At 66.2% G+C, this 25,851-nt stretch carries 28 protein-coding genes; 15 read left to right on the top strand and 13 right to left on the bottom strand.

Translation table 11 applies throughout. From position 1 onward, the window contains the following. Positions 1-206 precede the first annotated feature (206 nt). Together EAO27_RS15900 and EAO27_RS15895 are read left to right on the top strand one after the other, a co-directional pair. Positions 207-1,808, top strand: a complete 1,602-nt coding sequence (locus EAO27_RS15900) for a phosphoenolpyruvate carboxykinase (protein WP_242771536.1) — start codon at positions 207-209, stop codon at positions 1,806-1,808. A 48-nt stretch (positions 1,809-1,856) separates the two neighbouring features. After that, a complete protein-coding gene (locus EAO27_RS15895; protein ID WP_242771533.1) occupies positions 1,857-2,306 on the top strand; it encodes a hypothetical protein in 450 nt (149 codons plus the stop codon). Here EAO27_RS15895 and EAO27_RS15890 read toward each other — a convergent pair. From EAO27_RS15890 to EAO27_RS15880, 3 genes are all read right to left on the bottom strand, one after another. After that, positions 2,303-3,217 (bottom strand): DUF2268 domain-containing putative Zn-dependent protease, encoded by a 915-nt coding sequence (locus tag EAO27_RS15890; protein WP_242771530.1) that lies wholly within the window; start codon positions 3,215-3,217, stop codon positions 2,303-2,305. The two genes, EAO27_RS15895 and EAO27_RS15890, sit on opposite strands and share 4 nt — an antisense overlap. Then, positions 3,217-5,076: a DUF885 domain-containing protein gene (locus EAO27_RS15885; RefSeq protein ID WP_242771527.1), complete on the bottom strand. Its 1,860-nt coding sequence runs from the start codon at positions 5,074-5,076 to the stop codon at positions 3,217-3,219. Before EAO27_RS15885 ends, EAO27_RS15890 begins: the two co-directional genes overlap by 1 nt. A gap of 125 nt (positions 5,077-5,201) precedes the next feature. Further along, on the bottom strand, positions 5,202-5,597 hold the full coding sequence (locus EAO27_RS15880; protein ID WP_242771524.1) for a DUF3597 domain-containing protein: 396 nt from the start codon (positions 5,595-5,597) through the stop codon (positions 5,202-5,204). A 179-nt stretch (positions 5,598-5,776) separates the two neighbouring features. Here EAO27_RS15880 and EAO27_RS15875 point away from each other — a divergent pair, with 179 nt between their 5' ends. Beyond that, entirely contained in the window at positions 5,777-6,358 is a 582-nt protein-coding gene (locus tag EAO27_RS15875) for a DUF937 domain-containing protein (RefSeq protein ID WP_242771522.1), read from the top strand. Positions 6,359-6,394: 36 nt separating this feature from the next. On the opposite strand, the gene EAO27_RS15870 is transcribed toward EAO27_RS15875, so the two are convergent. The 3 genes from EAO27_RS15870 to rplU all read right to left on the bottom strand — a co-directional run bounded on the left by EAO27_RS15870 (position 6,395) and on the right by rplU (position 7,997). Beyond that, positions 6,395-6,991, bottom strand: a complete 597-nt coding sequence (locus tag EAO27_RS15870) for a GNAT family N-acetyltransferase (RefSeq protein WP_242771520.1) — start codon at positions 6,989-6,991, stop codon at positions 6,395-6,397. Positions 6,992-7,230: 239 nt separating this feature from the next. Then, positions 7,231-7,500 (bottom strand): 50S ribosomal protein L27, encoded by a 270-nt coding sequence (gene rpmA, locus EAO27_RS15865; RefSeq protein ID WP_242771518.1) that lies wholly within the window; start codon positions 7,498-7,500, stop codon positions 7,231-7,233. A gap of 47 nt (positions 7,501-7,547) precedes the next feature. Next, complete coding sequence (rplU, locus tag EAO27_RS15860) at positions 7,548-7,997, bottom strand: 50S ribosomal protein L21 (RefSeq protein ID WP_242771516.1); 450 nt, start codon at positions 7,995-7,997, stop codon at positions 7,548-7,550. Positions 7,998-8,225: 228 nt separating this feature from the next. On the opposite strand from rplU, the gene EAO27_RS15855 reads away from it, so the two are divergent. After that, a complete protein-coding gene (locus EAO27_RS15855) occupies positions 8,226-8,744 on the top strand; it encodes a hypothetical protein (RefSeq protein WP_242771514.1) in 519 nt (172 codons plus the stop codon). 39 nt (positions 8,745-8,783) lie between these two features. Here the strand turns inward: EAO27_RS15855 and pspF are convergent, their stop codons facing one another. Continuing rightward, positions 8,784-9,818 (bottom strand): phage shock protein operon transcriptional activator, encoded by a 1,035-nt coding sequence (gene pspF, locus EAO27_RS15850; protein WP_242771512.1) that lies wholly within the window; start codon positions 9,816-9,818, stop codon positions 8,784-8,786. A gap of 174 nt (positions 9,819-9,992) precedes the next feature. Between pspF and EAO27_RS15845 the strand changes: the two genes are divergently transcribed. The 10 genes from EAO27_RS15845 to EAO27_RS15800 all read left to right on the top strand — a co-directional run bounded on the left by EAO27_RS15845 (position 9,993) and on the right by EAO27_RS15800 (position 13,703). Further along, positions 9,993-10,166, top strand: coding sequence for a hypothetical protein (locus tag EAO27_RS15845; RefSeq protein WP_242771510.1), 174 nt, complete (start codon positions 9,993-9,995; stop codon positions 10,164-10,166). 98 nt (positions 10,167-10,264) lie between these two features. Then, a complete protein-coding gene (gene pspA / locus EAO27_RS15840) occupies positions 10,265-10,927 on the top strand; it encodes a phage shock protein PspA (protein WP_242771508.1) in 663 nt (220 codons plus the stop codon). A 12-nt stretch (positions 10,928-10,939) separates the two neighbouring features. After that, positions 10,940-11,212 (top strand): envelope stress response membrane protein PspB, encoded by a 273-nt coding sequence (gene pspB / locus EAO27_RS15835; protein WP_058807398.1) that lies wholly within the window; start codon positions 10,940-10,942, stop codon positions 11,210-11,212. A gap of 1 nt (position 11,213) precedes the next feature. Further along, positions 11,214-11,594 (top strand): envelope stress response membrane protein PspC, encoded by a 381-nt coding sequence (gene pspC, locus EAO27_RS15830; protein WP_242771505.1) that lies wholly within the window; start codon positions 11,214-11,216, stop codon positions 11,592-11,594. A gap of 41 nt (positions 11,595-11,635) precedes the next feature. After that, complete coding sequence (locus tag EAO27_RS15825) at positions 11,636-11,935, top strand: hypothetical protein (protein WP_242771503.1); 300 nt, start codon at positions 11,636-11,638, stop codon at positions 11,933-11,935. An 82-nt stretch (positions 11,936-12,017) separates the two neighbouring features. After that, positions 12,018-12,281, top strand: a complete 264-nt coding sequence (locus EAO27_RS15820) for a hypothetical protein (RefSeq protein WP_242780609.1) — start codon at positions 12,018-12,020, stop codon at positions 12,279-12,281. A gap of 16 nt (positions 12,282-12,297) precedes the next feature. Beyond that, positions 12,298-12,564 carry a hypothetical protein gene (locus tag EAO27_RS15815; RefSeq protein WP_242771501.1) on the top strand — a complete coding sequence of 89 codons (267 nt, stop codon included), beginning with the start codon at positions 12,298-12,300 and terminating at the stop codon, positions 12,562-12,564. Positions 12,565-12,596: 32 nt separating this feature from the next. Further along, positions 12,597-12,866 carry a hypothetical protein gene (locus tag EAO27_RS15810; protein ID WP_242771499.1) on the top strand — a complete coding sequence of 90 codons (270 nt, stop codon included), beginning with the start codon at positions 12,597-12,599 and terminating at the stop codon, positions 12,864-12,866. Between the two features lie 23 nt (positions 12,867-12,889). Next, on the top strand, positions 12,890-13,138 hold the full coding sequence (locus tag EAO27_RS15805) for a hypothetical protein (protein ID WP_242771497.1): 249 nt from the start codon (positions 12,890-12,892) through the stop codon (positions 13,136-13,138). A gap of 154 nt (positions 13,139-13,292) precedes the next feature. After that, positions 13,293-13,703, top strand: a complete 411-nt coding sequence (locus EAO27_RS15800) for a SufE family protein (RefSeq protein WP_242771495.1) — start codon at positions 13,293-13,295, stop codon at positions 13,701-13,703. 609 nt (positions 13,704-14,312) lie between these two features. Here the strand turns inward: EAO27_RS15800 and EAO27_RS15795 are convergent. The 6 genes from EAO27_RS15795 to EAO27_RS15770 all read right to left on the bottom strand — a co-directional run bounded on the left by EAO27_RS15795 (position 14,313) and on the right by EAO27_RS15770 (position 23,943). Continuing rightward, entirely contained in the window at positions 14,313-17,765 is a 3,453-nt protein-coding gene (locus EAO27_RS15795) for a TonB-dependent receptor (protein ID WP_242771493.1), read from the bottom strand. Positions 17,766-18,033: 268 nt separating this feature from the next. Further along, entirely contained in the window at positions 18,034-19,302 is a 1,269-nt protein-coding gene (clpX, locus tag EAO27_RS15790; protein ID WP_242771491.1) for an ATP-dependent Clp protease ATP-binding subunit ClpX, read from the bottom strand. A gap of 250 nt (positions 19,303-19,552) precedes the next feature. Then, on the bottom strand, positions 19,553-20,200 hold the full coding sequence (gene clpP / locus EAO27_RS15785; RefSeq protein WP_242771489.1) for an ATP-dependent Clp endopeptidase proteolytic subunit ClpP: 648 nt from the start codon (positions 20,198-20,200) through the stop codon (positions 19,553-19,555). 153 nt (positions 20,201-20,353) lie between these two features. Beyond that, positions 20,354-20,692, bottom strand: coding sequence for a ferredoxin FdxA (gene fdxA, locus EAO27_RS15780; protein WP_242771487.1), 339 nt, complete (start codon positions 20,690-20,692; stop codon positions 20,354-20,356). Positions 20,693-20,866: 174 nt separating this feature from the next. After that, positions 20,867-21,163 (bottom strand): S4 domain-containing protein, encoded by a 297-nt coding sequence (locus tag EAO27_RS15775; protein WP_242771485.1) that lies wholly within the window; start codon positions 21,161-21,163, stop codon positions 20,867-20,869. Continuing rightward, positions 21,163-23,943, bottom strand: a complete 2,781-nt coding sequence (locus EAO27_RS15770) for a helicase-related protein (RefSeq protein WP_242771483.1) — start codon at positions 23,941-23,943, stop codon at positions 21,163-21,165. The genes EAO27_RS15775 and EAO27_RS15770 overlap by 1 nt, the downstream gene beginning before the upstream one ends. A gap of 297 nt (positions 23,944-24,240) precedes the next feature. Here EAO27_RS15770 and EAO27_RS15765 point away from each other — a divergent pair, with 297 nt between their 5' ends. Continuing rightward, entirely contained in the window at positions 24,241-25,800 is a 1,560-nt protein-coding gene (locus EAO27_RS15765) for a M23 family metallopeptidase (protein WP_242771480.1), read from the top strand. The last annotated feature ends 51 nt before the right edge of the window (positions 25,801-25,851 follow it).

The following is a 25,851-nucleotide window of genomic DNA, read 5'->3' as shown; positions in this document are numbered from 1 at the left end:
GGGGGTTCTGTCGCTGCGTGTCGGTCGCAAGTGTCGCACGGTCGCGCGGGAATCTTTTGACCTCCCGCGCCATCCTCGCTAACGCGACCGGGATTTACGGAATCGGCGTCACGTCGGCACCCATTGCGAATGCGGGCCAGCCCTTTGGCTTGGCGGGTCTTGCATACCTATGCAACGGGTCGGCGGACATGGGAAAGGCGAAGACAATGACTCAGGTGACGATCGGCAACCGGACCGTGGAAACCGCGGCGACCGTGGCTGAAAACTGGGGCACTGCCCAGCTCGTCGAGGATGCGATCCGCAACGGCGAAGGCGTGCTGGCGAAGGACGGCCCGCTCGTCGTCGCGACCGGCAAGCACACCGGGCGCAGCGCCAAGGACAAGTTCATCGTCCAGGACGATGAAACGCGCGACACCATCTGGTGGGGCAAGACCAACGTCCCGATGACCCCCGATCATTTCGCCGCGCTCAAGGAGGACTTCCTTGCGCACATGGCGGCGCGCCCGCGCCTCTATCGCCAGCAGCTGTTCGGCGGTTCGCAGCCCGAGCATCGCGTCGGGGTGCAGGTCATCACCGAATTCGCCTGGCACAGCCAGTTCATCCGCACGCTTCTCTGCCGCCCGACGGCCGCTGAACTCGCGAATTTCGCGAGCGAATATACGATCATCGACCTGCCGAGCTTCCGCGCCGATCCGGCGAAGCATGGCTCGCGCACCGAAACGGTGGTCGCGGTCAACTTCACCGAGAAGCTGATCCTGATCGGCGGCACGCAGTACGCCGGCGAGATGAAGAAGTCGGTGTTCGGGATCCTCAACTATCTGCTCCCGGTAAAGGGCGTGATGCCGATGCACTGCTCGGCCAACATCGGCCCGGACGGCGACACGGCGGTCTTCTTCGGCCTCAGCGGCACCGGCAAGACGACGCTGTCGGCCGACGCGTCGCGGACGCTGATCGGCGACGACGAGCACGGCTGGTCGGACACCGCGGTCTTCAACTTCGAGGGTGGCTGCTACGCCAAGATGATCCGCCTCTCGCCCGAGGCCGAGCCCGAGATTTTCGCGACCACGAAGCGCTTCGGCACGGTGCTCGAAAATGTCGTGATCGACCCCGCGACGCGCGAACTCGATTTCGACGACGCGACCCTCGCCGAGAACAGCCGCGGTTCCTATCCGATCGATTTCATCCCGAACGCGTCGGAACAGAATATGGGGCCAGTGCCCAAGACGGTGATCATGCTCACCGCCGACGCCTATGGCGTGCTGCCCCCGATCGCCAAGCTCACCCCCGACCAGGCGATGTATCACTTCCTGTCGGGTTATACCGCGCGCGTCGCCGGTACCGAGATCGGCGTGACCGAGCCCGAGGCGACCTTCTCGACCTGCTTTGGTGCGCCCTTCATGCCCCGTCACCCGTCGGTCTATGGCAATCTCCTCAAGGAGCGGATCGCCAAGGGCGGCGTCCAGTGCTGGCTCGTCAACACCGGCTGGACCGGCGGCATGGCGACGATGGACGGGATCAAGCGCATGCCGATCAAGGCGACCCGCGCGCTGCTCAACGCCGCGCTCGACGGCAGCCTCAACGACGCCGAATTCCGCAAGGACCCGAATTTCGGCTTCATGGTTCCGGTCGCGGTGCCGGGTGTCGATACCGCGCTGCTCGACCCGCGCGAAGCCTGGGCCGACAAGGCGGCCTATGACCGCACTGCGCAAACGCTCGTCGGACAGTTCATCGACAATTTCGCGCAATTCGCGGACCATGTCGACGAAGGCGTCCGCCAGGCCGCGCCGCAGGCGGCCGTCGCGGCATAATTGACCCGGAAACTTCCGGGTGCTCAATCACCCGGAAGGACCGGACCCATGACCACCGAATATAGACCGCGCCTGTTCGAGCGCGATTCCGACATCCGCGCGCTCGGCGAGCGATTGCTCGCCTGCGCGCTGCCGCGCGAAGCCTGGACGCACGAGGCGCATCTGGGCGCCTGCCTGTGGCTGCTGACCGAGCGGCCCGACATCGACGTCGACGCCGGGATCGCGACCATCATCCGCCGCTTCAACGAGAGCGTCGGCGGCGTGAACGACGATCACAACGGTTATCACGACAGCATCACCCGCGCCTATGTCGCGGGGGTGCGGCACTTCCTGTCGGGGACCGCCGAGACGGGGCTCGCGGCGCGCGTCAACGCGCTGCTGCTGTCGCCGATGGGCACGCGCGACTGGCCGCTGCGCTTCTACAGCCGCGACCTGCTCTTTTCGGTGCCCGCGCGGCGGGGCTTCGTCGAACCCGATCTGGCGCCGCTGCCGGCCTAGAGCGCGATGCCGGGCGTCCAGCCGCTCGCGGCAAGGAACGCGGCGGGGTCCTGCATCGCGATGATCTCGCGGATCGCCGCCGCCTTGTCAGGCGCGCGCTGGTAATAGCTTTTCGCGACCCGGTATCCGACCCAATAGCCAAGGTCGCCGGGCCATCCGTCGCTGCCCTGCTGGTTGTAGAGCCAGCGCGAGCCGATCGCCTTCACGTCCTTTTCGGCGAGGAAGGCGGTCTCCAGTTCCTTCTCGCGTCCCCTGGCCCATATGTGGAGCAGCGGATAGCCGACCGAACCGGTCATCTGTTCGGCGACAAATTCGGCGGCGCCTTCGGTCAGGGCGGCGCGGAGCACCGTTTCTTCGCGATCCTCCACCTGCGCGAGCGGCTGCTGCGCATGGACATATTCATGCGCGATGACATGGACGAAGCGGTCCTCGTCGTCGGCCTCGATGCACTTCGCCACGCACAGCGCCTCGAGCCCGATGTAGAGCCCCCTGGCATTCGCCGTTCCCGCGGTTGCGCCGCGCCCGATCGCGATCGTGATCGGCGGGAAGCGGGCGGGCGGATAGAGCGCCGCGAGCCGGTCGGTCGCCGCGACCAGCCGCGCGCGGACATTGCCGAGCTTCGCCGCGCAGCCGCGTGCGTCGGCGAAGACCTGCGGCTTGTCGCGCAGCGCCGCCGCGAGCCGTTCGGGCGTGATGCGACGCATGGTCATGAATTCGCGAAGCCCCGGCGATGCATCGGCGAGGTAGCGCGCCGCGAGCGCGTCGGGATTGGCGGCGACCGCTGGATCGTCGTGGAGCGCGAAGAAACGGTCGACGTCGCTCGTCACGATCACAACGCGCGACGTCGCTTCACTCGCATGGCTGGCGGGCCCGAGCAGAAACGCCGCGAGCACCGCCGCAACAGCGCGCATCACCCCTTCGCCCCCGCGACATATTCGGCGACATTCTGCGCTAGAACGTCGAGCGGGACGTTGCCGCCCTTGACCACGACGTCGTTGAAGTCGCGCAGGTCGTATTTCGCGCCGAGCGCCTTTTGCGCGAGGGTGCGCTGACGGACGATCTCGCTGTGCCCGACCTTGTAGCCGCACGCCTGCCCCGCCCAGCTGCAATAGCGGTCGACCTCGCTCGCGACCTCGAGCGGGTTCGAGCCATTCTCCTCGACGAAGAAGCGCACCCCTTCCTCGCGCGTCCAGCGCTTCGCGTGCAGCCCGGTGTCGACGACGAGGCGGCATGCACGGAAGGCGAGCGACTGGAGATAGCCGAGCCGCCCGACCTCGAAATCGTCGTAGAGGCCGAGTTCGTCGGCGAGCTGCTCGGCATAAAGCGCCCAGCCTTCGCTATAGGCGTTGAACGCCAGCATCGTGCGGATGAGCGGCATCGCATGCGCATATTCGCCCTGCCACGCATGCCCCGGAATCGCCTCGTGCATCGCAAGGTCGGGGAGCGAATATTTGCTGTGCAATTCGGTGGTGCGCAGGTTGATCCAGAAACGGCCGGGGATGCTGCCGTCGATCGATCCCGCGCCGCCATAGGCCGCAGGTGCGCCGGGTTCCTCGGCGAGCGGCAGTCGCTTCACCTCGACATTGCCCTTGACCAGCGTGCGGAAGGCGCGCGGCAGTTCGGCGCGGATCTTGCCGAGCCAGCTCTGGATATAGGCGACGATCTCGGCGCGGCCGGCGTCATTGTCGGGGAATTTATATTTGGGGTCCTTGGCGAGCGCGTTCATCCGGTCGCCGACCGAACCCTCGGTATAGCCGATCTTGCGCAGGATCGGGTCCATCTGGCCGTGCAGCGCCGCCAGCTCCTCGCGCCCCATTGCATGGACCTCGTCGGGGGTCATGCGCGTCGTCGTGCTCGCACGCAGTCCCCATGCGTACCATTCGTCGCCGCCCGGCCGTGCCCACAGGCCGGCGTCCATCGTCGCTTTCGGCCGCTGCGCCTTGAGTTCGGCGAGCTGGCGCTCGAGTGCGGCGGCGACAGGGCCCTGCACGATCTTCGCCGACCGTGCGTTCCAGTCGCCCGCGATCTTTGCTTCGCCGGTGCGGCGGGCCAGGCTTTCGATCATCGATCCGCCCGCCCTGGCGTCGGCGAGGCTCGCCTCCATCTGCTTGATCGCCTTGTCGATCAGGAAGGCGGGGGCGATCAGGCCCTGGCCGCCCGCGGCTTTCAGCCGCTCGGTCTCGCCGTCGAGTACCCCCGGAAAAGCGCCCAGGCGCGCGAGATAGGCTTCGGCGTCGGCGGAGTTCTTCACCGGATGGTCGCTGTCGAGGAATTTGGGGATGTCGAGATAGGCGCCGACATTCTGGATCACGACATAGGGCGTGTTGCGCCAGCCGCCGACCGCGACGTCGCCGTAGGGGAGGGCAAAGCCGTCGAGCGCGACGCTATATGCGCTGTCGACCACCGCGAGGCTGGTGCGCGTCGCATGATCGAGCCCGTTCTTGTCGAAGGCGCGCACGCGCGCGACGTCGGCCTTCAGCGTGCCGGCGAGCGCCTGGATGCCCGCCGCCGAGCGGTCACCGAGCTGGCCGCGCGCCGCGGCGCGTGCGCCGGTATCGATGCCGAGCGAGGTTGCTCCTTCGGGCGACTGCGCGAGCAGATTGTCGGCGATCGACGAGAGCAGCGCGTCGGCGCCGGCCTTGCCGGTCGCCGGTGCCGCGGGGGCTGCGAACACGGGCAAGGGGGCGGAGAGGGCGAGCGTCGCACCGCCTGCGCCGATCGCGGCAAGCGTCTGGCGGCGGCTGATCGGGGTGGAAAGGCTGTCGTGCACGTGTGGCTCCCTGCGACCATGGTTTCGGTTGCAACCTGTCTAGGCGGCGCGGCGCAGCGGTCAACGAAAAGGGGCCGGGAAAGCCCATGCTCGCCCGGCCCCCGTCGAAAATTGTGGTGCGTTGGTCAGTCGGTCAGGTCGGCGGGCACGGTGCCGCCGTTCGCCGCGAGTTCGCGCATCACCGCCTTGTGCAGCCAGATGTTCATTTCGGCACTGCCGTCGAGCGCGCCGGTGTAGCCGAGTTCCTGCGCCAGCTCCTTGCGATTGGCGAGGCTCGGGTCGATGCCGACGAGCTTCATCAGGTCGACGATCGAGGTGCGCCAGTTGAGCGGCTGGCCGGCGCCGGCGGCCTGTGCCGACAGGATCGCTTCGACGTCGACGTCGCTGATCGGTGCGGGGGCGGCGGGGACGGGTTGCGGTGCGGCGGGTGCGGTACCCGCCGCGGGGGCGGCGGGAGCGGGCTCGGCGGCCTCCGCCTTCTTGCCGAAAATCGCGTCTTTGATCTTGCTGAAAATACCCATGATGTTGCTCCCACATGATGCGGCCGTACGCCCCCGGAAGGGAAGTCGCACGTCGGCAGGCTAGGCTTGGGCATGGGGAAATGACAGTTCAATGAACGGCTCGTCCCCCGCCCCCGCGCTGCTATGATAACGCGCATCGGCGTGGTTCGATCCCCGCGCCGCGTTGGGAGTGCAAGTCTATGAATTTCACCGATATCCTCTCGCAGGCCGGCGGCATCGAATCGATGGCGAAGGACCTTGGCATCCCGCCCGCCATGGCGAAACAGGGTGCCGAGGCGCTGCTCCCGGCGATCCTCGGCGGCTTCAAGAAACAGGCGCAGGGTGGCGGGGGCGTCGAGGGACTCGGCGGGCTGCTCGGCCAGCTCGGCGGCGGCGGTCTGCTCGACGCGGTGCTCGGGTCGCAACCGACCCCGGTCGACAAGGGCAATGACGTGCTGGGGCAGATTTTCGGAACAAAGGAGGTCAGTCGCTCGGTTGCGGGCGATGCGGCGGCAAGGACCGGCATCGACGCCGGCACGCTCAAGAAGATGCTGCCGATCCTCGCGATGCTCGTCGCGGGCTATATGTCCAGACAGGGCGGCAGCGAGGGTGGCAACGGCGGCCTTGGCGGCATGCTCGGCAACGTCCTTGGCGGCGCGCTCGGTGGTGGCACGGCGCCTTCGGCGGGGGGGCTCGGCGGTCTCGGCAAGCTCATCGATCTCAACGGCGACGGCAATCCGCTCGACGACATCCTCGGCGGGCTGGGCAAGCTGCGCGGATAAGGGATCGGTCCCCTCCCGCTTGCGGGAGGGGATCGTTCACGCCGCCAGAAGACGCAGCTCCTGGCGAAAATCCTCGTCCACCCCGATGCGGCCTCGCATCGGGGTGACGGCGCCATCCGCATCGGCGTCGCCTTCCTCGAACAGCGCGCACGCCGCCTCGCTGCCGCGCGCGGCGCTGAAGCGCGGAACGACGCGGCCGGTCGGGCGAAAGCCGAGCTTGCGCAGCACCGCGCCCGACGCCGGATTGTCGGTGAAATGGCCCGCGGTCAGCCGGGGCAGATTCATGGCGCGCGCGATGCCGATCATCTGGCGTCCAGCCTCGGTCGCGAAACCGAGGCCCCAATAGGGCCGGGCGATCCAGTAACCCATTTCGAGCGTGCCGTCGGGGGCGGGTGAAATGCCGCAGCCGCCGACGAGGCGCGGTGCGCCGCCGGTGCGGGTAAAGATCAGGAAGCGCGGCTGCGCCGGATCGACGGGCTGGCCGAGGAACGCCTGGGCATCGGCTTCGCGATAGGGCCAGGGCGCGGTCGCGAGGTTGCGGACCACCGCTTCCTCGCCGATCGCCCGTGCCAGCGCCGGTGCGTCTTCCTGCCAGCCGGGCCGCAGCAATAATCTTTCGGTACGTGCGAACATTTACGTCACTCCCATTTGCCTGTCGCCGTGGCGCCAGATGGTGACGCTTTGACGACAGTCGATATGCGAGGGAGATGGTCAGCCCGTTTTTCGCGTCGATCCGCCAAGCGGCGGATATAAGACAAGAAAAAAGGGAGCCGGGGTGACCCGTCTCCCTCTTTTCGAACTTTGCCTCCGCTTGCGGCGGAAAGGACCGTTCCGGGTCATCCCTTGGATGGACGACCCGTCAGCGATCGTCCTTATTCGGCGGCTTCGGCCATCATGTCGACCGATACATATTTGCGGCCGAGCTTGCCGTCGTGGAATCGGACGCGGCCGTCCGCGGTCGCGAACAGCGTGTGGTCCTTGCCCATGCCAACGTTGACACCCGGGTAAACCCTGGTGCCGCGCTGGCGCACGATAATGTTGCCGCCGATCACTTCCTGACCGCCGAACTTCTTGACGCCAAGGCGACGGCCGGCTGAGTCGCGACCGTTGCGCGAAGAACCGCCTGCTTTTTTATGTGCCATGACTGATGCTCCTTAACTTTTGGGGGCCGAGCTGCGGGTAAGCGCGCTCAGGCGTCCTTCTTGGGGGCTGCCTTCTTGGCAGCGGGCTTCTTTTCGGCGGTTTCGGCCTTGGGGGCGGCGGCCTTCTTCGGCGCAGCTTCCTTGGCAGGGGCAGCCTCTTCCTTCGGCGCGGCTTCCTTCTTCGGCGCAGCCTTCTTGGCTTCGCCGACAGCGAGGATGCGGAGCAGGGTCAGCGACTGGCGGTGGCCGTTGCGACGACGGTAGTTGTGCCGGCGACGCTTCTTGAAGACGATGACCTTTTCGCCGCGCGTCTGCGCGATGATCTCGGCCGACACGGTCAGGCCCTTGGCATCCTTCACTTCGCCGCCGTCGCCGGCCAGCAGGATATCGCCCAGCGACACGGTGTCACCGGCTTCGCCGTCGATCTTTTCAACGGCGATTTTGTCTCCAGCGGCGACGCGATATTGTTTGCCGCCCGTGCGCACGATTGCGAACATCGTCTTCCATCCAATCAGAAACTAGAACACCCGCGCTGCCGGTCACCCGCCGAAGCAAGCGATTTTTCCGGCATGCGGGAAAGTCAGCGCCACTAGCGGTGAAGCGCTTGGCTGTCAACCGCATATTCCCGTGCTTTTTACGGCTTTTTGCCGTTCGCGCGGGATTCGGGGCATGTGCTCCGATTCGGCGCTTGCTGGACGCGCGTGGCGCCCATATCAGGGACGGCAATGATCCGCACCCGTCTCCTTTTGCCGGCTGTCGCCGCCTCGCTGTCGCTTTCGGGCTGCGCGGCGGCGCAGGGCACCGATGCCCCCTCGCTTGCCAAACGGCCGGTCGAGGGGCGCCTCAACGTCGCGCCGCCGCCCGTCGTCGTGACGCCGCCAGGGCCGCTTCCCGACGACCTGGCGGGGCGGCTCGCGCGCTGGGAATCCGACGGTACGGCCGGGCAGCAGGCTTTTGCGGCCGAACGCGACAATGCCGTCCGTCTCGTCGCTGCGGCGGGCGGTGCGGCGGTCGCGAGCGAATCGTGGGTCGTCGCGCAGCAGGCGATCTCGCGCCTCGTCGCGGCGCGCGCGCCGCTCACCGCTGCGCTCGGCGACATCGATCGCCTCTATATCGAGCGCAGCGTCGACGAAGCGATCGACGGCATGCCGGCGATCTACGCGCTGCGCGATCGTCTCGCCGAAACCGTCGCGACGCAGGATGCGGTGATCGAGGCGCTGAGCCGGCAGTTGCCGGGCGAGTAGCGAGGCCGCCGCTCCCGCGCCGGCGGGGGTGGTATCTTTCTAGTTCAACCCGTGTTTCTTCAGGGCATGGCGAATCTGGTCGTAGCTCAGTCCCAGTGCCTCGGCCGCGATCTTCTGGTTGAAGCGGCAGCGCGCCATGGTGTCGGATAATATCTGTTTTTCATAGGCATCGACCGTCGCGCGCAAGTCGCTCACCGGTCCGGGCGGCGGCGTGGCGGGTGCGGGCGCCGCAGCCGGTGTGCCTGCCGGCGCCGTCGCCGAGTCGCCCTTCGCCGCCGCAACCCTGTTCGCGACCGGCTGCCACGGGCTGGCGAACGGATCGAAGGTCAGCGCGTCGACCGGGCGTTCGGGATCGGCCCAGCGATAGATGGCGCGCTCGATGACGTTCCTGAGTTCGCGGACATTGCCCGGCCAGTCGTGCCCCTCCATCGCCGCGAGGGCGCGCGGGCCGAAACCCGGCCATTCATCCCAGCCGAGCACCGCCGCCATGCGCTGGCCGAAATAGGTGGCGAGGACCTCGATATCGCCTTCGCGCGCGCGCAGCGGGGGCAGGGTGATGACCTCGAACGAGAGCCGGTCGAGCAGGTCGGCGCGGAACCGGTTGTCGTCGACCAGCGCGGGAAGATGCTCGTTGGTCGCCGCGACGATGCGCACATCGACGCGGATCGGGCGCGACGAGCCGACGCGCGTGACCTCGCCATATTCGACCGCGCGCAGCAGGCGCTCCTGCGCGCCCATCGACATCGTCGCGAGTTCGTCGAGGAAGAGCGTGCCACCGTCGGCCTCTTCAAAGCGTCCCGCGCGCGTGCGCGTCGCACCGGTGAAGGCGCCCGCCTCGTGTCCGAAAAGCTCGGATTCGATCAGCGTTTCGGGCATCGCCGCGCAGTTCATGATCACATAGGGCTTGTCCCAGCGCGCCGACAGGCGGTGCAGGCGCTCGGCGATCAATTCCTTGCCGGTGCCGCGCTCGCCGATCACCAGCACCGGCCGGTCGAGCGTCGCGGCCTGGCTCGCGCGTTCGACCGCGTCCTGAAAGGCCGCCGACTGGCCAATGAACTGCGTTTCGCGTTCCATTCCCAATCATTGGCAAAATTTCCCGCTGATTGGCAAGTCGATTCTGCGTGGATTGCGAATCCGGCGTAAAGTTCGGCGGATTTCTGCGCTTCGCTGCAATTGGCACGCCCCCTGCATTGCTTTTGGCGAACCGGTGCAAATCGCTCCGGTGCAGCGAAAAAGGGAATGACGATCATGAAGACGATGTTTGCCCAGGCCACCACCTTCGCGCTCAGCGCGGCCGGCGCTCTGGCGATCCTCGTCGGCGTGATCGACCAGCCCCAAGTCGCCTTCGGCATCGCCGCTTCCCCGGGCGGGATGGCGCTGGCGGCCGCTGCAGCAACCCCGGCGGTCGGCCTGATGGCCTGACCGGCACTGGTGCCGGGGCACTCTCCCCCCTTGCCCCGCCCCGGCACCAGCATCTTTCAACGACAACAGGTCTCGAAAATTCGACAGGAGCTAGTCAAATGGGTATTTTTTCACGCACCCGCGACATCATCGCCGCCAACGTCACCGATCTGCTCGACCGTGCGGAGGATCCCGAAAAGATGATCCGCCAGATCATCTTTGAGATGAACGAGACGCTGGTCGAGGTGCGTGCCTCCGCCGCCCGCACCATTGCCGACCAGAAGGAAATGCGCCGCCACATCGCCAAGCTCGAAAGCCTGCAGGACAGCTGGAAGGAAAAGGCCGAACTCGCGCTGTCGAAGGACCGCGAGGACCTAGCCACCGCAGCGCTCGTTGAAAAGCAGAAGGCCGGCGACATGGCCGCCAAGCTTAAGGCCGAGATCGCGGTGCTCGACGAGGCGCTCCAGGGTTATGAAGCCGATATCGCCAAGCTGCAGAAGAAGCTTTCGGAAGCGCGGGCGCGCCAGTCGAGCGTTGTCAACCGCCTCGAAAGCGCCGAAAATCGCTACCGGTTGCGCGAAATGACCCACGGCGACCGCGTCGAAGATGCCTTCTCGCGCTTCGAGATCCTCGAGCGCCGCGTCGATGAGGCCGAAGGCCGCGCCGATGCGCTCGGCCTCGGCTACAAGAAGTCGCTCGACGAGGAAATCGCCGAACTGCAGGCCGCCGACAAGGTCGCCGACGAACTCGCCGCGCTCAAGGCCGCGCAGGGCAAGAATTAAGGAGCCGGACCGATGGAAGAAGTGATCATTGTCCCGATCGTCATCGGCACGCTCTTCCTCGGTCTGCCTTGGCTGATCCTCCACTATGTGACCAAGTGGAAACAGGCCAAGACGCTGACCGGAGAGGATGAGCAGCTGCTCGACGAACTCTACGACACCGCCCGCCGGCTCGAAAACCGGCTCCACACCGTCGAACGCATCATCAGCGCCGACCATCCCGATTTCCGCCCCGCGGTTCGCAGCGATGAGGATCTGGCGCAGCTCGAAATGACCAGGAGGAACTGAGATGTCTGCCAGCCGCACCAAATTCTACCTCGACAAGCAGAACGCCAAATGGAGCGGCGTCTGTGCCGGGATCGCGGACTATAGCGGTGTCGACGTCCTCTGGGTCCGCGTCGGCGCGGTGCTCCTGACGCTGATGGGAGGCTTCCCCTGGACGCTGATCGCCTACTGGATGGTTGCCTGGATGGGAACGCCCAAGCCCTTCGCGCTCTATGGCTCGAACGAAGAGGCCAAGTTCTGGCAGGGCGTGCGCTCGAATCCGGCCGCCTCGACCCGCGACATCCGTTCGCGCTTCCGCGACATCGATCGCCGGCTCGCTGACATCGAACTCTATTATACCAGCCATAACCGCCGCCTTGCCGACGAAATCGACGCGCTCCGCTGATCCGGACGTCGCGCGGGCAAGACGCAACAGGGAGACGACATATGAATTTCGGTGGAACCGGTTTCGTCCTCGCCATCATCGCCTTGTCGATCGGCGGCTGGATGTTCACCACCTGGATCCGCGCCAAGCATGGCTATCCGGTCGAGAATGAATGGGGCGGCACGGTTCATCGAACCGACCCCGACGCTGATCGAAAAATCCGGCTGCTGACCGACGACAATGCCAAGCTCGCGGGCCAGATCGGCCGCCTCGAAGAACGCATCGCGGTACTCGAACGCATCGCGACCGAAACCAACGGGCAGGCCGCGCAGCTCGCCGATCAGATCGATCGCCTGCGCTGAGTCCGCAACGAAACAGAGGGGAAGACAAGTGAATCTCGACGTCCTGAACGCCCTCGCTCCCGCCGCCGCGATCATCGGCACCATGGCGGTCGGCGGCTGGATCTTCACCACCTGGCTGCGCGTCAAGCACGGCTACCCGCTCGAAAACAGCTGGGGCAAGGCAATCTATCCCAAGACCAGCGACGAGGCGATGGAACGCATCAAGCTGGTCAGCCAGGAAAATGCGCAGCTGCGCGCCGAACTGGGTTCGGTCAAGGACCGGCTCGCGGTGGTCGAACGCATCGTCACCGACGAAGGCCACCGGCTGAGCCACGAGATCGAGGCGCTGCGGCGCCCGTCGAACTGAGCGAAAGGAACGCGTCATGGACAGCTGGGTCCAATTCTTCCTGATCGTCGTCGGCCTGCCCGTCGTGCTCGGCATCGGCAGCGACATGTACCGCCGCCACCTGAAGTTCAAGGAGCGGCAACTGACCGCGATCTCGCACGAAACGGCCGAAAAGGCGGCGCAATATGCGGCGCAGACCGAAAGGCTGGAAGAGCGCGTCCGCGTCCTCGAACGCATCGTGACCGACCGCGGCATCGCCGTCGCCGACGAGATCGAGAAGCTGCGCGACGCCCCGCTCAACTGACGCAATGAAAAGATAAGAGGAAAGGATCCCCCATGAACCCCTTCGAAATGGTCATCGGCATCGTCCTGATCGTGACGATCGGCAGCATCGTCCGCGCGAAATACGGCGTACGCCGCGATCGGCGGGGCCAGGAATATTTCGTCGGCAACGCGGGCAATGACGCCGAGACCAAGGCGCTGATCGCCGAAATCCGTGCGCTCAAGGACCGCATCCAGGTGCTCGAACGCATCGCCACCGACAATAATCGCGCCGTCACGCTCGATCAGGAAATCGAGAAGCTGCGCGACAACAGCAAGATCTGAACGCCGGAAAAGGAGCGACGCTCATGGCTTTCATCACCCCCGATCTCACCGCTGCCGCGGTCGCCCTGTCCGCGCTGGCCATCGTCAGCCTCGTCGCCCTGCGCGGCTGGCGCGACTGGATCCAGCTCAAGCGCGAGGAGCTCAACGCCGGCCATGGCGCCGTCGCGACGCACGAGCCCGGCGTTCCCCACGCAGGATCGCGGATCGAGATCGCCGACCTCAAGGAACGCCTCCGCAAGCTCGAGGCGATTGCGGCCGGCGTCGATCTCTGATCCGTCGCGGGCATCCCATTACCGCGAACGGACCGAAGCCATCCGGGACGACCTTGCTCCGTGCCGGGTGGCTTCGGTCCGTTCGCGGGAGCAATCGGGACGGGCGGGATTGCCGCTCTTTCCTCGCGCCGCAATTTCTGCCAGTGCCGCGCGCATGCGCAGCCTCGACGATATTTTCGAAGAATATGATTTTCTCGACGGCGACGACCGCTATCGCCTGCTGATCGACCTCGGCCGCACCCTCGAACCGATGCCCGACGCGCTCAAGACCGACGCGACGCTCGTGCGTGGCTGTTCGGCCAGCGTCTGGGTCTATCCGGTGCCGCAGGCGGGCGATACCCTGCATTTCCTCGCCGACAGCAATGCCGCGATCACGAAGGGCATCGTCGCGCTGGTTCTCGCCGCGGTGCAGGACAAGCCCGCCGCCGAGGTCGCGGCGATGGACGTCGCCGCGGCGCTCGCGCCCTTCGACCTGACGCGCCAGCTCTCGTCGAACCGCACGCAGGGCGTCCCCAACATGATCGCGCTCGTCCAGGACACTGCAAGGCGCCTCGCCGCGGGCTGACGCCGCTCGGCTATGCCGATGGTCGGCTTCGGGGTGGAGGCGACGTTTGCTTCCGCTTTTTCGTCATCGCGGACTGGCCCCTGGACCGGGGCGGCGCGAGGGCCGCCTGATGTTCCAAAGTTCAGGAAAGTTCAGCCCGGTGCGCGCCCCGTTTCGGGCCTCGCGGCGCGCTGAACGCGCCCGGCATGCCTCGCCGTGGCCGCACCCGCAAGCCGGGCGGCGGCGACCGCTTTATCCAGCAAATGAACGAGCCGGACGAAGGCTGACACAGCCGGATAATATGGGAAAGGCCTATTTGCAGGCCTCGCCCGCTTCGGGGTGGAAAGCTGTCATCAGCGATCCTCCTTGTGGTCGCGGGTCATGGGGAGGGGGACCGTCGCCGCAGGCGGTGGTGAAGGGGCCGCGAGGTCGCGTCCTTCTCCCCTCCGTCAGCGCTTTGCGCTGCCACCTCCCCATCGCTGCGCGACGGGGAGGAGCGACTGACCGCATCCGGTCAAAGGCGGCTTTCTGAAATTTCGCGCCGCTGGGAGAGCCTCCGTTTGCCATCGAGCAAAAGAAAAGGGCGCGGGAGTTGCCTCCCGCGCCCCTGTTCTCGGTCGATCGCTACGATCAGAATTCGTAGGAGACGCCGACCTTCAGGCGCCACACTGACGACGACACGTTGATCTGGTTGTCGCTGGCGATGTTGTCGAGCCCGTTGAAGCCGGTGAAGATGTAACGACCCTGATTGTCGACGCCGCTGACTTGGGCGATGTCCTGCAACCCCGCAAAGTTACGGCGCTTCTGGACGTTCCAGTCATTGTCGAGGAAATTCAGGAAATTGTCCATCGTCGCATAGAGCTTGATCTTGTCATTGCGCCCGAACAAGCGGCCCGGACCCGGGATTTCCTGCGAAAAGGACAGGTCCATATCGAAATACCAGTTGTTCGAGCAGGTATTCCGCGGGACGGTGGAGCCGATGTACTTCTTCGCGCAGCCCATGCCATTGATGTAGTTGACAAGCGACGTCATATCCGCGGCTGAGATGGTTGAATCCGGAGATACGTTAGGATCAACGGCGTTAAGGCCACGCGGCAGATAGGCGAGCGCATTTTCGAAGCCCGAGGCGCTGTCGTTGAAGATACCACCGCCGGTGAAGGTCAGGCTGTAAGGACGGCCCGATCGTGCGATGAAGCTGATCGCGAAGCGCGTCGACAGATCCTCGAAGAATTCTTCGCGGAAGGCGAGTCGAGTCGAGATATTGTGGCGGCTTTCGTAGAAACCCCTCGCAGCAGCCGGATTGTTGCGGTCAAACGCGGCGACGAGATCGTAGTTCGACCCCGCCGTCGAATTGTACATGCTCCGGCGATCCTGCGAGTCGGTATAGGCATAGCCGACGTTGAAATCGACGTTGCCATTCTGGGTGAACAGCCCGCCATCGAACGTCTTTTGCAAGATAATCGACGCGTTGTGGCTGCGAAAACCGGCGCTGTTGGTGAGCTGCAGTTCGTCGTCGCGGCTCGTCGCCGGATTGAAACAGCCAGCGTTGACGTTCGAATAGACCGGACCGGGGTTTAGGCCGACCAGTTCAGCGTTACACGTTGCGGCATTGGGGTCGATCGATGCGTAGATCGGGCGGCCGTCGATGGCGAAGCCGTTCAGTCCCTTGGTGATATTGGGGGTCTGCGACAGGTCGACGATAGTGAACGGATTGCGATATTTGCTGTAGATATAGTCCAGGTTGAGGTTCCACCCGCTGAAGAAACCCGAAGAGGCGAAGTTCAGTTCGGACGAAAAACCGATATTGGCGCGGAGCACCGACGGCATCTTGATGTTCGGGCTGATCGACTGGGTGTCGCCCAAGCCGCGAGCGGCGTTATCCGACGCTGCCTTCTGGAAGCAGGTCGGAACGCCCGTGAACTGGCCGTTCACGACGACGTCGAGCGGGCCGGTGCCGCATGCGGCCGCGGTCGTTGTTCCGGTCGCAAAGCCGCGGCCGTCGTTCTGGAAGGCGTTGCCGAACCAGACGAGCGGATCGCCGCCCGAGAAGATGCCGATGCCAGCGGTCAGCTTCGCACGGCTGAACACCGCGAAATCGTCCATGTCATAGGTGAGCGCGAGGCGCGGCAAGACAATCGGGTCAAGGTTACTGAAACCGGTGGTGTTCGGGAACCCGTAGCGCTGCGCGAACACGGGGTTGTAGTTCGGCTGACCGCCCGAATACCAGTCAACGCGGACACCCGCCACGGCGTTCAGTCGGTCGCTGACTTCCCAATCGTCCTGCGCAAAGATCGAGAAATTGGTGCGCTTAAATGCCGCCGCCGCATCGAGCACGTTGCCGGTTGCCGTGAAATTGCCTTCGGCGCCGACTGCGCCGCCCTGAGCAACCTGCTGGGCGGTCGGGTTGGTCGTCGATCCGTTTGACAGAATGCCGTTGCGCAGGTCGTCGACATTCTTGAAATAGAGCGTGCCGGTCGCATTCTGCACGAACAGGTTGAACAGGTCGGCGCGGTTCATTTCGAAACCGACCTTGAGCTGGTGTGCGCCCAGATCGAGCTTGCCGACGCCGCGGAAGGCGTCGATCGTTGTTTGCAGGTCATTCGCGGCGCGCGAGAAGCCGGGGCCCGCAAGAACCTGACCATAGCGGGTGTTCGCGCCCGTTCCGGTCGTAATGCCGACGATGATGCGCGGGATCGGATTGTCTGACTGCGCTTCGCCACCGCCGATCGGATCCTGACGATCGATGACCTTCGAGTGCGAGTAACGGAATTCGGTCGAGAACTGGTCTGACCACTGCGAATAGAGGCGCGCCGAATAATAGTCCGATTTGGTGCCGCTGAGATAGAAGGTATTGAGGCCCGTAACGCGCGGGTTGCTCGTGCTCGAGCTGAAATCGTCGGGACGCGTCGTGCTCTCCTCAAGGCGCTGATAGGTCAGTTCGAGGCGGTGATCGTCGTTGACCTGCCAGTCGAGGCGACCAAAATAGCGGTCGTTCTTGAAAGGGCGGCTGCGGACGAGCGGGCCGGTTTCGATACCGTAGACGCTGCTCAGAACGTCGGAGATTTCGTCGAACTTGGCGACGGGCACGCCCGCCAACTCGTTGGCATAACCACCGGCGCCGGCGGGGCCGTCATCCTGCGACTGGCCAGCTTCATGATGCTCGTAGGCGCCGAAGAAGAAGAGGCGATCCTTGATGATCGGGCCGCCCAGCCAGGCGCCCCAGCGCTTTTCGGGTTCGACCGGTGCCAGCTTGGCGATGCCGGGCAGCGAATCGCCGCGCATGCCGTTGTCCGAATATTCGAAGAAGCCGCCAAACTTGTAGTCGTTGGTGCCCGACTTGGTCACGACGTTGATCGCGCAGCCGGTGAATGCACCGTAATCGACGTCGAACGGCGCGAACTGGACCTGCGTTTCGCGGACCGCGTCATAGGGGATCGGGGTCGACGAACGCGACGAGAAGCCCGTGTCGTTGAGGCCGTAGACGTCGCCCTGGCTGATGCCGTCGACGGTGAAGGCGTTGCCGCGGTCGTTGCCGCCGAGGCACGAGATGCGGTCCTGGCCCGAGCCGCCATCGTCGCGGTCGAGGCTGACGCGGGGATCGAGGCGGATGATGTCGCGGACGTCGCGGTTGAACGACGGGGCGCTCGACAGGACTTCTGCGGTGAAGCTGGTGCCCGGGCCGACCTCAAGCTGGGTGACGCGGACGCGGGTGCCGGTAACGACGATCTCGCCCGCGCCCGACGCGAGCGCGAAGGTCAGGCCCGTGTTGCCTTGCAGCGTCGTGTAAATGTCGTTGAGCGTCTGGCCTTCGAACGAATCGGCGTTGACCGCGACCGAGTAGGGTCCGCCCGTCGTCAGGCCGGTCGTGGTGAAGCGGCCGTCGGCGCCCGTCGTGATCGTGCGCGAAGCGCCGGTGCGGGTGTCGGTGATGACGACCGTCGCGCCGCCGATCGGCGCGCCGTTGTCGTCGTTCACCTGCCCCTGGATGCCCGTCGTGATCTGCTGCGCCTGGGCCGGCGCGGCGACGATGGTCGCCACGCTGATAGCCATCAGGCTTGCGGCGATCGAATAACGAAGTTTCATGGAAATCCCCTTTGGTGGTGCATTCGGCAGGCACGCATATTCGGGGCGCGCCTGACCTGTGAGCGCCCCTGAAGCCCGCATGTGGCACGATTGTGACAGCAAATGTGACAGTGCAAGCCGTGTGCGGCAGCGCTTTTGTCAGTCCCGCCAAAAAGCGCGCATTTGCGTACAACCCCGCGAGTTATCCACAGGCGGGGTTGCGTTTTTCTTCGCGACTGTTGCTGCAATGCAACATCACCGGCCGCATTTCGGCCGGGGTTACCGCGACTCAGGCGGCGTCGCCGGCCTCCTTCGCCTTGTCGGCATAGACGCGAACAGGGTCCTTGCGGCCCTCGACGACATCCTTGTCGACGACGATCTCGACCACATCGGTCAGGTCGGGCAGGTCGAACATCGTGTCGAGCAGGATCGCTTCGACGATCGAGCGCAGCCCGCGTGCGCCGGTCTTGCGTTCGATCGCCTTCTTGGCGACCGCGACAAGCGCATCGTCGGTGAAGGTCAGCGCGACCTCTTCGAGGTCGAACAGCTTGCGGTACTGCTTGACCAGCGCATTCTTGGGCTCGCCGAGAATCTTGACCAGCGCGTCGACATCGAGATCCTCGAGCGTCGCGATGACGGGCAGGCGGCCGACGAATTCGGGGATCAGCCCGAACTTCAGGAGATCTTCGGGCTCGATCTGTTTGAGCACTTCGCCCTGGCGGCGTTCGTCGGGGCCGGCGACATGCGCGCCGAAACCGATCGACTTGCCCTGCAGGCGGTCGCCGATGATCTTTTCGAGGCCGCTGAACGCGCCGCCCGCGATGAAGAGGATGTTGGTCGTGTCGACCTGCAGGAATTCCTGCTGCGGATGCTTGCGCCCGCCCTGCGGCGGAACCGATGCGGTCGTGCCTTCCATCAGCTTGAGCAGGGCCTGCTGCACGCCTTCACCCGACACATCGCGGGTAATCGACGGATTTTCGGCCTTGCGGCTGATCTTGTCGATTTCGTCGATATAGACGATCCCGCGCTGCGCCTTTTCGACGTTGTAGTCGCTGGCCTGGAGCAGCTTGAGGATGATGTTCTCGACATCCTCGCCGACATAGCCCGCTTCGGTGAGCGTCGTCGCATCGGCCATGGTGAAGGGGACGTCGAGGAAGCGCGCGAGCGTCTGCGCGAGCAGCGTCTTGCCGCTGCCGGTCGGGCCGACGAGCAGGATGTTCGACTTCGCCAGTTCGACTTCGTCGCCGCGGCCCGAATTGGCGAGGCGCTTGTAATGGTTGTGCACCGCGACCGACAGCACGCGCTTGGCGGTGTTCTGGCCGATCACATAATTGTCGAGATGCTGGCAGATTTCGAGCGGGGTCGGTACCGCGCCGTCCTTGCGCGCGGCGACGCCGCCCTTGATCTCTTCGCGAATGATGTCGTTGCACAGTTCGACGCATTCGTCGCAGATGAAGACGGTCGGGCCCGCGATGAGCTTGCGGACCTCGTGCTGCGACTTGCCGCAGAATGAGCAGTAAAGCGTGCTCTTGCTGTCGGAGCCGGAGAGCTTGGTCATAAAATTCCTTCTGGGGCCGCGCAAAACGCCGCGTGGCCCATGGTGACGCCGCCCCCGCTGGAGGCGCCGTCCATTATCCTAGCCCGCGACCACCCAATTACAATATGGCAATTGGGTGACGGCGGGACAATGCCCCCGGCTAGCGACATGCGGCGAACGGGGCGTCAAGAAACGCGGTTACCGGCGATCGGCGGTCCGGGCATGGCCCGCGGACGGCGCGGCGAGGCGCCCGTCCGCGGATCGCGCCGGGTCATTCGGGGGCGCCGCCGCTGCCGAGGTCCTTGGTCGCGGAATCGCCGTCGGGGCGGCGGTCATAGACATGGTCGACCAGCCCGAATGCTTTGGCTTCGTCGGCCTCGAGGAAGGTGTCGCGGTCCATCGCCTTTTCGATCTCTTTCAGCGACTTGCCGGTATACTGGACATAGAGGTCGTTCATCCGCTTGCGGATGCGCAGGATTTCCTTGGCCTGGATCTCGATGTCCGACGCCATGCCGCGCGCGCCGCCCGACGGCTGGTGGACCATCACGCGGGCGTTGGTCAGCGCGACGCGCATGCCGGGTTCGCCCGCGGCGAGCAGGAAGCTGCCCATCGATGCGGCCTGGCCGATGCACACCGTGCCGACGCGCGGGCGGATATATTGCATGGTGTCGTGGATCGCCATGCCCGCCGTGACGACGCCGCCCGGCGAGTTGATGTACATGTAGATGTCCTTCTTCGGATTTTCCGATTCGAGGAACAAAAGCTGGGCGACGATCAGCGAGGCCATCTGGTCCTCGACCTCGCCGGTGACGAAGATGATGCGTTCGCGCAGCAGGCGCGAGAAGATGTCGAAGGCGCGCTCGCCGCGGCTCGACTGTTCAACGACGGTGGGCACCAAAGCGGCGAGCGGGTCGATCATTGGGAATGCGTCCTTCATTATCCGGGATACCGCACCGAGAATTCGGCGGGCTGGCCCCTCCACCGCCCTACATCGGCGCCGTGCGCGGCGGATTCAAGAGGGCAAAAAGAAGGGCGGGAAAGTCCCGCCCTTCCGAATCCCTGTCGACCGGCTTCAGTCGCCTTCGCCGGGCTCGGGTGAGAAATGCGTCTCGAACTTGCCTTCGACGCCCTTGAATTCGTCGGCGTCGGCCGGGCTGTCCTTCTTGACCGTGATGTTCGGCCATTCGGCGCTGAATTTGGTGTTGAGCTCGAGCCATTTTTCGAGGCCGCTCTCGGTGTCGGGCAGGATCGCCTCGGCGGGGCATTCGGGTTCGCACACGCCGCAATCGATGCACTCGTTCGGGTTGATGACGAGCATATTCTCGCCCTCATAGAAACAGTCGACGGGGCACACCTCGACGCAGTCCATATATTTGCACCGGATGCAGGCGTCGGTGACGACATAGGTCATGGAATACAGGCTCCCTTCGAAGGCGGCGTCCTCGCCGTCCAACAGATGCGATTCAGCGCCTCTAGGCCGCGCGGCGCGCACGCGTCAACGCTAAGCGACTGTTGCGAATCACTCTCATCGAATAGCCGCCCGGCGCCGCTTTGGCGGCACAGCATTTCTCGTCGCGCCGATAGTTCAACTCGCGGCGGGAGCCACGGGATCGAGACGTGTGTAGCAAGCCTGCGCTTCGGGCGCGGGACCGCGACGCAACGGCAGCGTCAGCAGCCGGATGACTTCGATTCGTTCGCCGATCGGCAGCACCAGCGTCGCACCGGCGTGCACCGCCGCCGAAGCGCGCGTCACGCGCCGGCCGTCGAGCCGGATATGCCCCGCCGCGACCATCGCCTGTGCGATCGCGCGCGAGCGTGCGAACCGCAGATACCAGAGCAGCTTGTCGAGCCGGATGCTCCCTGCGGCCCCCGGGCTGGACATCAATCCTTCCGCGCGTCGGCGAGCAGCGCGGCGAGGCCGGCGAACGGGCTGTGCGGCGACGGGCCGCGCCGGGCCGTCCGGTCGGGCCGATCCTGTCGCGGCGGCGGGGTGCCGGGCTTGCCGCCCTTGTGCCTCTTGTTCTTGTGCGGCGTGCCGGGTGCGGCGAACGACCGGTCCTTCCCGGCCACGGCGACAGGCTGCGCCGATTGCGGGCGCTGTCCCTGTTTCCGGGCAGGCTTGCGGCGCGGCTTCTTGTCGCGGCCGCGATGCCCCGACCAGCGCCAGCGGTCGAGTTCGGGATCGCCGACGCTTCGAAAACCGAACGCCTGCAGCAAGCCGCGCCGCGCCGCGTCGTCGAGTCCCAGCGAGGTGGCGAGTGCCGAGTCGATCGCAAAACCTGCGGGCGGGGCGGCGGTGGCGGCGGTTTCGTGCCCGCCATGGTCCTCGTCATGCTCGTCTCCGCCCGCGATCGGCGCGGCGGGTTTGGCGTCGGCCTGCAAGCGTGCGGCGTGTGCCTGCCGCGCGAGGCGTTCGGCCATATCGATACGCAGCCATCCGTCGCCGCAGCGGCGAAAGCCGGCGATGGCGAGCGCGGCCGGCAGGCCGTTTTTCTGCCACACCGCGCCGTGCGGCGGCAGCGCGGGCACATGGCCCCCTTGCTGCGCGGCGAGCAGCGCGGCGCGCCAGCGCACCGCTTCGGGCTTCAGCAGCGCGGGATGGAACAGATCGAGCGAGCCGATGGTCAGGCCGATCTTGCGCAGCTGGGGACGTTCATCGGCGCTCAGTGCGGCAAGCTGCGCATCGACGCCGTCACGTGCGACGAAGCCGCCGCCGTCGACCAGTGCCGCGAGAAGGGCGCGGACACGCGGCGGAGTGAACAGGTCGCCCGCGGCAGCGCCCATCGCCGCGAGCGGTCCGGCGTGGCGTGTGAGTTGCGCCGCGACGAAGCGGTGCAGCCGTTCGGAAATCGCCTGCACCTGCGGCGGGTCGAGCCGGCGCAGTGCGGGTTCGATCTGGATCGCCGGCTGGACGAGCGTCGGCCCCTTGGCGAGTGTCGCGACGACGTCGCCATGCCAAGCGAGGCGCGGCGGCTCGCCCGGCGCGCCGACCAGCGAAAGCGCGGCATCCTCGCCCTCGGCCAGCGCGGCGGCGCGGCGCGCGAGTTCGGCGCGGAGATGCTTTTCGGCGGCGGCGAGCAGCAGCCGGTGATCGCTCGCGCGCGCCGTCGCGTCGACCTTGAACTGGAAGCCCTTCAGCGTCCCGATCGCCTCGCCGTCGACCGCGACGGTGCCGTCGGGCCCGACCGCGACCGGCAATGCCGCGTCGCGCTGTCCGGCGTCGCGGATGAGAAGTGCAAGCCGCCGATCGACGAAACGCTGCGCCAGCGCCGCGTGCAGCGCGTCGGACAGCCTGGCTTCGAGGTCCTGCGTGCGTGCTGTCCAGCCGGCGGCGTCGGCGATCCAGTCGCCGCGCTGCGCGATGAAGCAGAGCGTCCGCACCGCGGCGATCCGGCTCGCGAGCTGATCGATGTCGCCGTCGGTCGAATCGAGCCGTGCCAGTCGCCGTGCGAACCAGTCGGGGTCGATCATGCCATCGCCGCTCGTCCGCCACTGCCACAGCTTCAGCACCGTCCGGCTGTGATGCTCGGCGCCCAATTGCTCGAAATCGGGGAGGCCGCACGCGTCCCACAATCGCGCCACCGCGTCGAAATCGCCGCCGCGTGCGCGCACTTCCATGTCACCCGCGAGATGCTTGAGCACCGCGAGGTCGACCGCCTCGGGCGCCGCGCGCAGCCGCGGGTGCGACGGCGGCTCGGCGAGGTCGGCCAGCAATTGTTCGAGTGATCCGAAGCCGGGGAGGGGATTGCGCCAATAGACGCTTTGCAACGGCGGGAAATGATGCTCCTCGATCGCGTGGATCTCCTCGGGGGTGAAACCGCCCTGGGGCAGGCCGACGGTGCCGAAACTGCCGTCCTGCTGGTGCCGCCCGGCGCGTCCGGCGATCTGTGCCATCTCGGCGATCGTCAGCCGCCGCAACCGCCGCCCGTCGAATTTCTGCAAGGACGCAAAGGCGACGTGCTGGACGTCGAGGTTGAGCCCCATGCCGATCGCATCGGTGGCGACGAGATAATCGACCTCGCCCGCCTGAAACATCTCGACCTGCGCGTTGCGCGTGCGCGGGCTGAGCGCCCCCATCACCACCGCCGCGCCGCCGGCAAAGCGGCGCAACATTTCGGCGATCGCGTAAACCTCCTCGGCCGAGAAGGCAACGACCGCCGATCGCTTGGGCAGCCGTGACAGCTTGCACGTGCCGGCGTAGCTCAGGGTCGAGAAGCGCGGGCGCCCGACAATCTCTGCCTCGGGCACCAGGTCGCGGACCAGCCCGGTGATGCTTGCCGATCCGAGGATCATCGTCTCCTCGCGACCGCGCGCGCGGAGCATGCGGTCGGTGAAGACATGGCCGCGCTCGGGATCGGCGCCGAGCTGCGCCTCGTCGATGCCGACGAAGGCGACGTCGCGTGTCAGAGGGAGCGCCTCCATCGTGCCGAGCAGGTAGCGCGCCTGCGGGGGCATGATCCGCTCCTCGCCGGTCACCAGCGCGACCTCGTTTGCTCCCTTGATCCTGACGACGCGGTCATAGACTTCGCGCGCCAGCAGCCGGAGCGGAAAGCCGATCATGCCGCTGGCATGAGCGGTCAGGCGCTCGACCGCCAAATGGGTTTTGCCGGTGTTGGTGGGGCCAAGGACTGCCTTGACCGGGGTGGAAGAGGTTGACGTCATTGCCTTGCCCCCGTGCTGGCATGGGCTGCGCTGCGGCGCAACAGCCGATCGACGGGCCGGAAAAGAAATCCACCATTGCGGGGCGTGCCGTGCGGATATCGGCGTCGCAACCAATCCCGCCGCCGCCACGGCTCGCCGCAAGGCCCCGGGCTTCAGCCGTCCGTTAAATTGACTTTAACGGCCTTTGTTTACAGACCGGCAGCCGGAAACATCATCGATGTTCCGTGCGCGGGAGGCGCGGCGGGCGTCGAATGGGGGTTGCAGTCTTTGTTCCAGCGTCACGAACCCATTGCGGGCATGTCCGGCAACGCGGCCGCGCTGTCGATGACGCAGGCGATTCCCTTTGGCCGTGCCGGTCATGCCGAGCAACCGGGCGACGCCAAATGGCATGAGGGCTGGCGCGAACGGCTCGCCAACCTCGATCTCGTCCCCGATCTCGGCGACAATATCGGTTCGCGCGAATGGTGGCGCGGTCTTGCGACACTGACCTTGCTCTGCGGCAGCGCGATCGCGACCTTTCCCGGCGTCGAACCCGTCGTTGCAGGCGGCACGCCCGCACTCGATGCCGCCGATTTCAACGAGGCGCGCGCGCAGATGATCGTGCCGCTCGCGCTCGGCGGCGATACCGGGCGCCACATGGCGGCGACCGACGCGGTGCGCCCGCTGACGCAGACTCCCGAACGCCCGCAGATCGAACTCACCGCCACATTGGGCAGCGGCGACAGCTTTGCGCGTCTGCTCGAACGTTCGGGGGTCGGCCGTGCCGACGCGCAGGCGCTCGCGAGCCAGGTGTCCTCGGCCGTGCCGCTCGCCGATATCGCGCCGGGCACGCGCATCGACCTGATCCTCGGCCGCCGCGCCGCGCGCACCATGCCGCGTCCCGTCGATGCGCTCGCGATGCGCGCGCGCTTCGACCTGCGTATCGAGATGGAGCGGGTCGACGGGCGTCTGGTGATGCGCCGTATCCCGATCGCCGTCGACGCGACCCCGCTGCGCATCCGCGGCAAGGTCGGCGACAGCCTCTATCGCTCGGCGCGCGCTGCCGGCGCTCCCGCGGAGGCGGTGCAGGCCTATCTGCGCGTGATCGGCAAGCAGATCGCCGTGGGCCGCGAAATCCGGTCGAGCGACGAATATGACATCATCGTCGACTATCGCCGCGCCGAAACCGGCGAGACCGAGGTCGGGAAATTGCTCTACGCCGGGCTGGTGCGCGGTGGAAAACAGAAATTGTCGATGGTCGAATGGACCGTCGACGGGCGCCTGCAATGGTTCGAGGCGTCGGGCGCCGGGCAGGCCACCGGTGGCATGGTCCGGCCGACCAACGGGCGCCAGACCTCGGGCTACGGCATGCGCCGCCACCCGATTCTCGGGTACAAGCGCATGCACAGCGGCACCGATTTCGGCGGCGGTTACGGCGCGCCCATCTATGCGGTGACCGACGGCACGGTGGCGATCGCCGGACGCCACGGCGGTTACGGCAATTTCGTCAAGCTCAACCATGGCGGCGGCGTCGGCACCGGCTACGGCCATATGAGCCGCATCGCGGTGCGCCCCGGGCAGCGCGTCAATCGCGGGCAGGTCATCGGCTATATCGGCTCGACCGGGCTCTCGACCGGCCCGCACCTTCATTTCGAAGTCTATCGCAACGGCCGCGCGGTCAACCCCGCGACCGCCAGCTTCGTCACCCGTGCGCGGCTCGAAGGCAAGGCGCTCGCCGATTTCCGCGCGCGCATTCGCCAGCTCACCGCGATCACCCCCGGCGCGGCGCTGGCGCCGGTCGCGACAAGGGCGGCTGAGGGACCCAAGCTCGGCAGCCTCGCCGATGTCGCTTCGAAACGCGCCGGCGACGGAAGCTGACGAATGCGGCCCACTCCCGAAGGGGAGGGGCGCAGAAGAACCATTTGCCCA

Origin of the sequence: Sphingopyxis sp. YF1, from assembly GCF_022701295.1 — a bacterium.
Classification (GTDB): Bacteria; Pseudomonadota; Alphaproteobacteria; order Sphingomonadales; family Sphingomonadaceae; genus Sphingopyxis.
The sequence above is the reverse complement of the archived record's forward strand: the minus strand, read 5'-3'. Positions and strand labels throughout refer to the sequence as shown.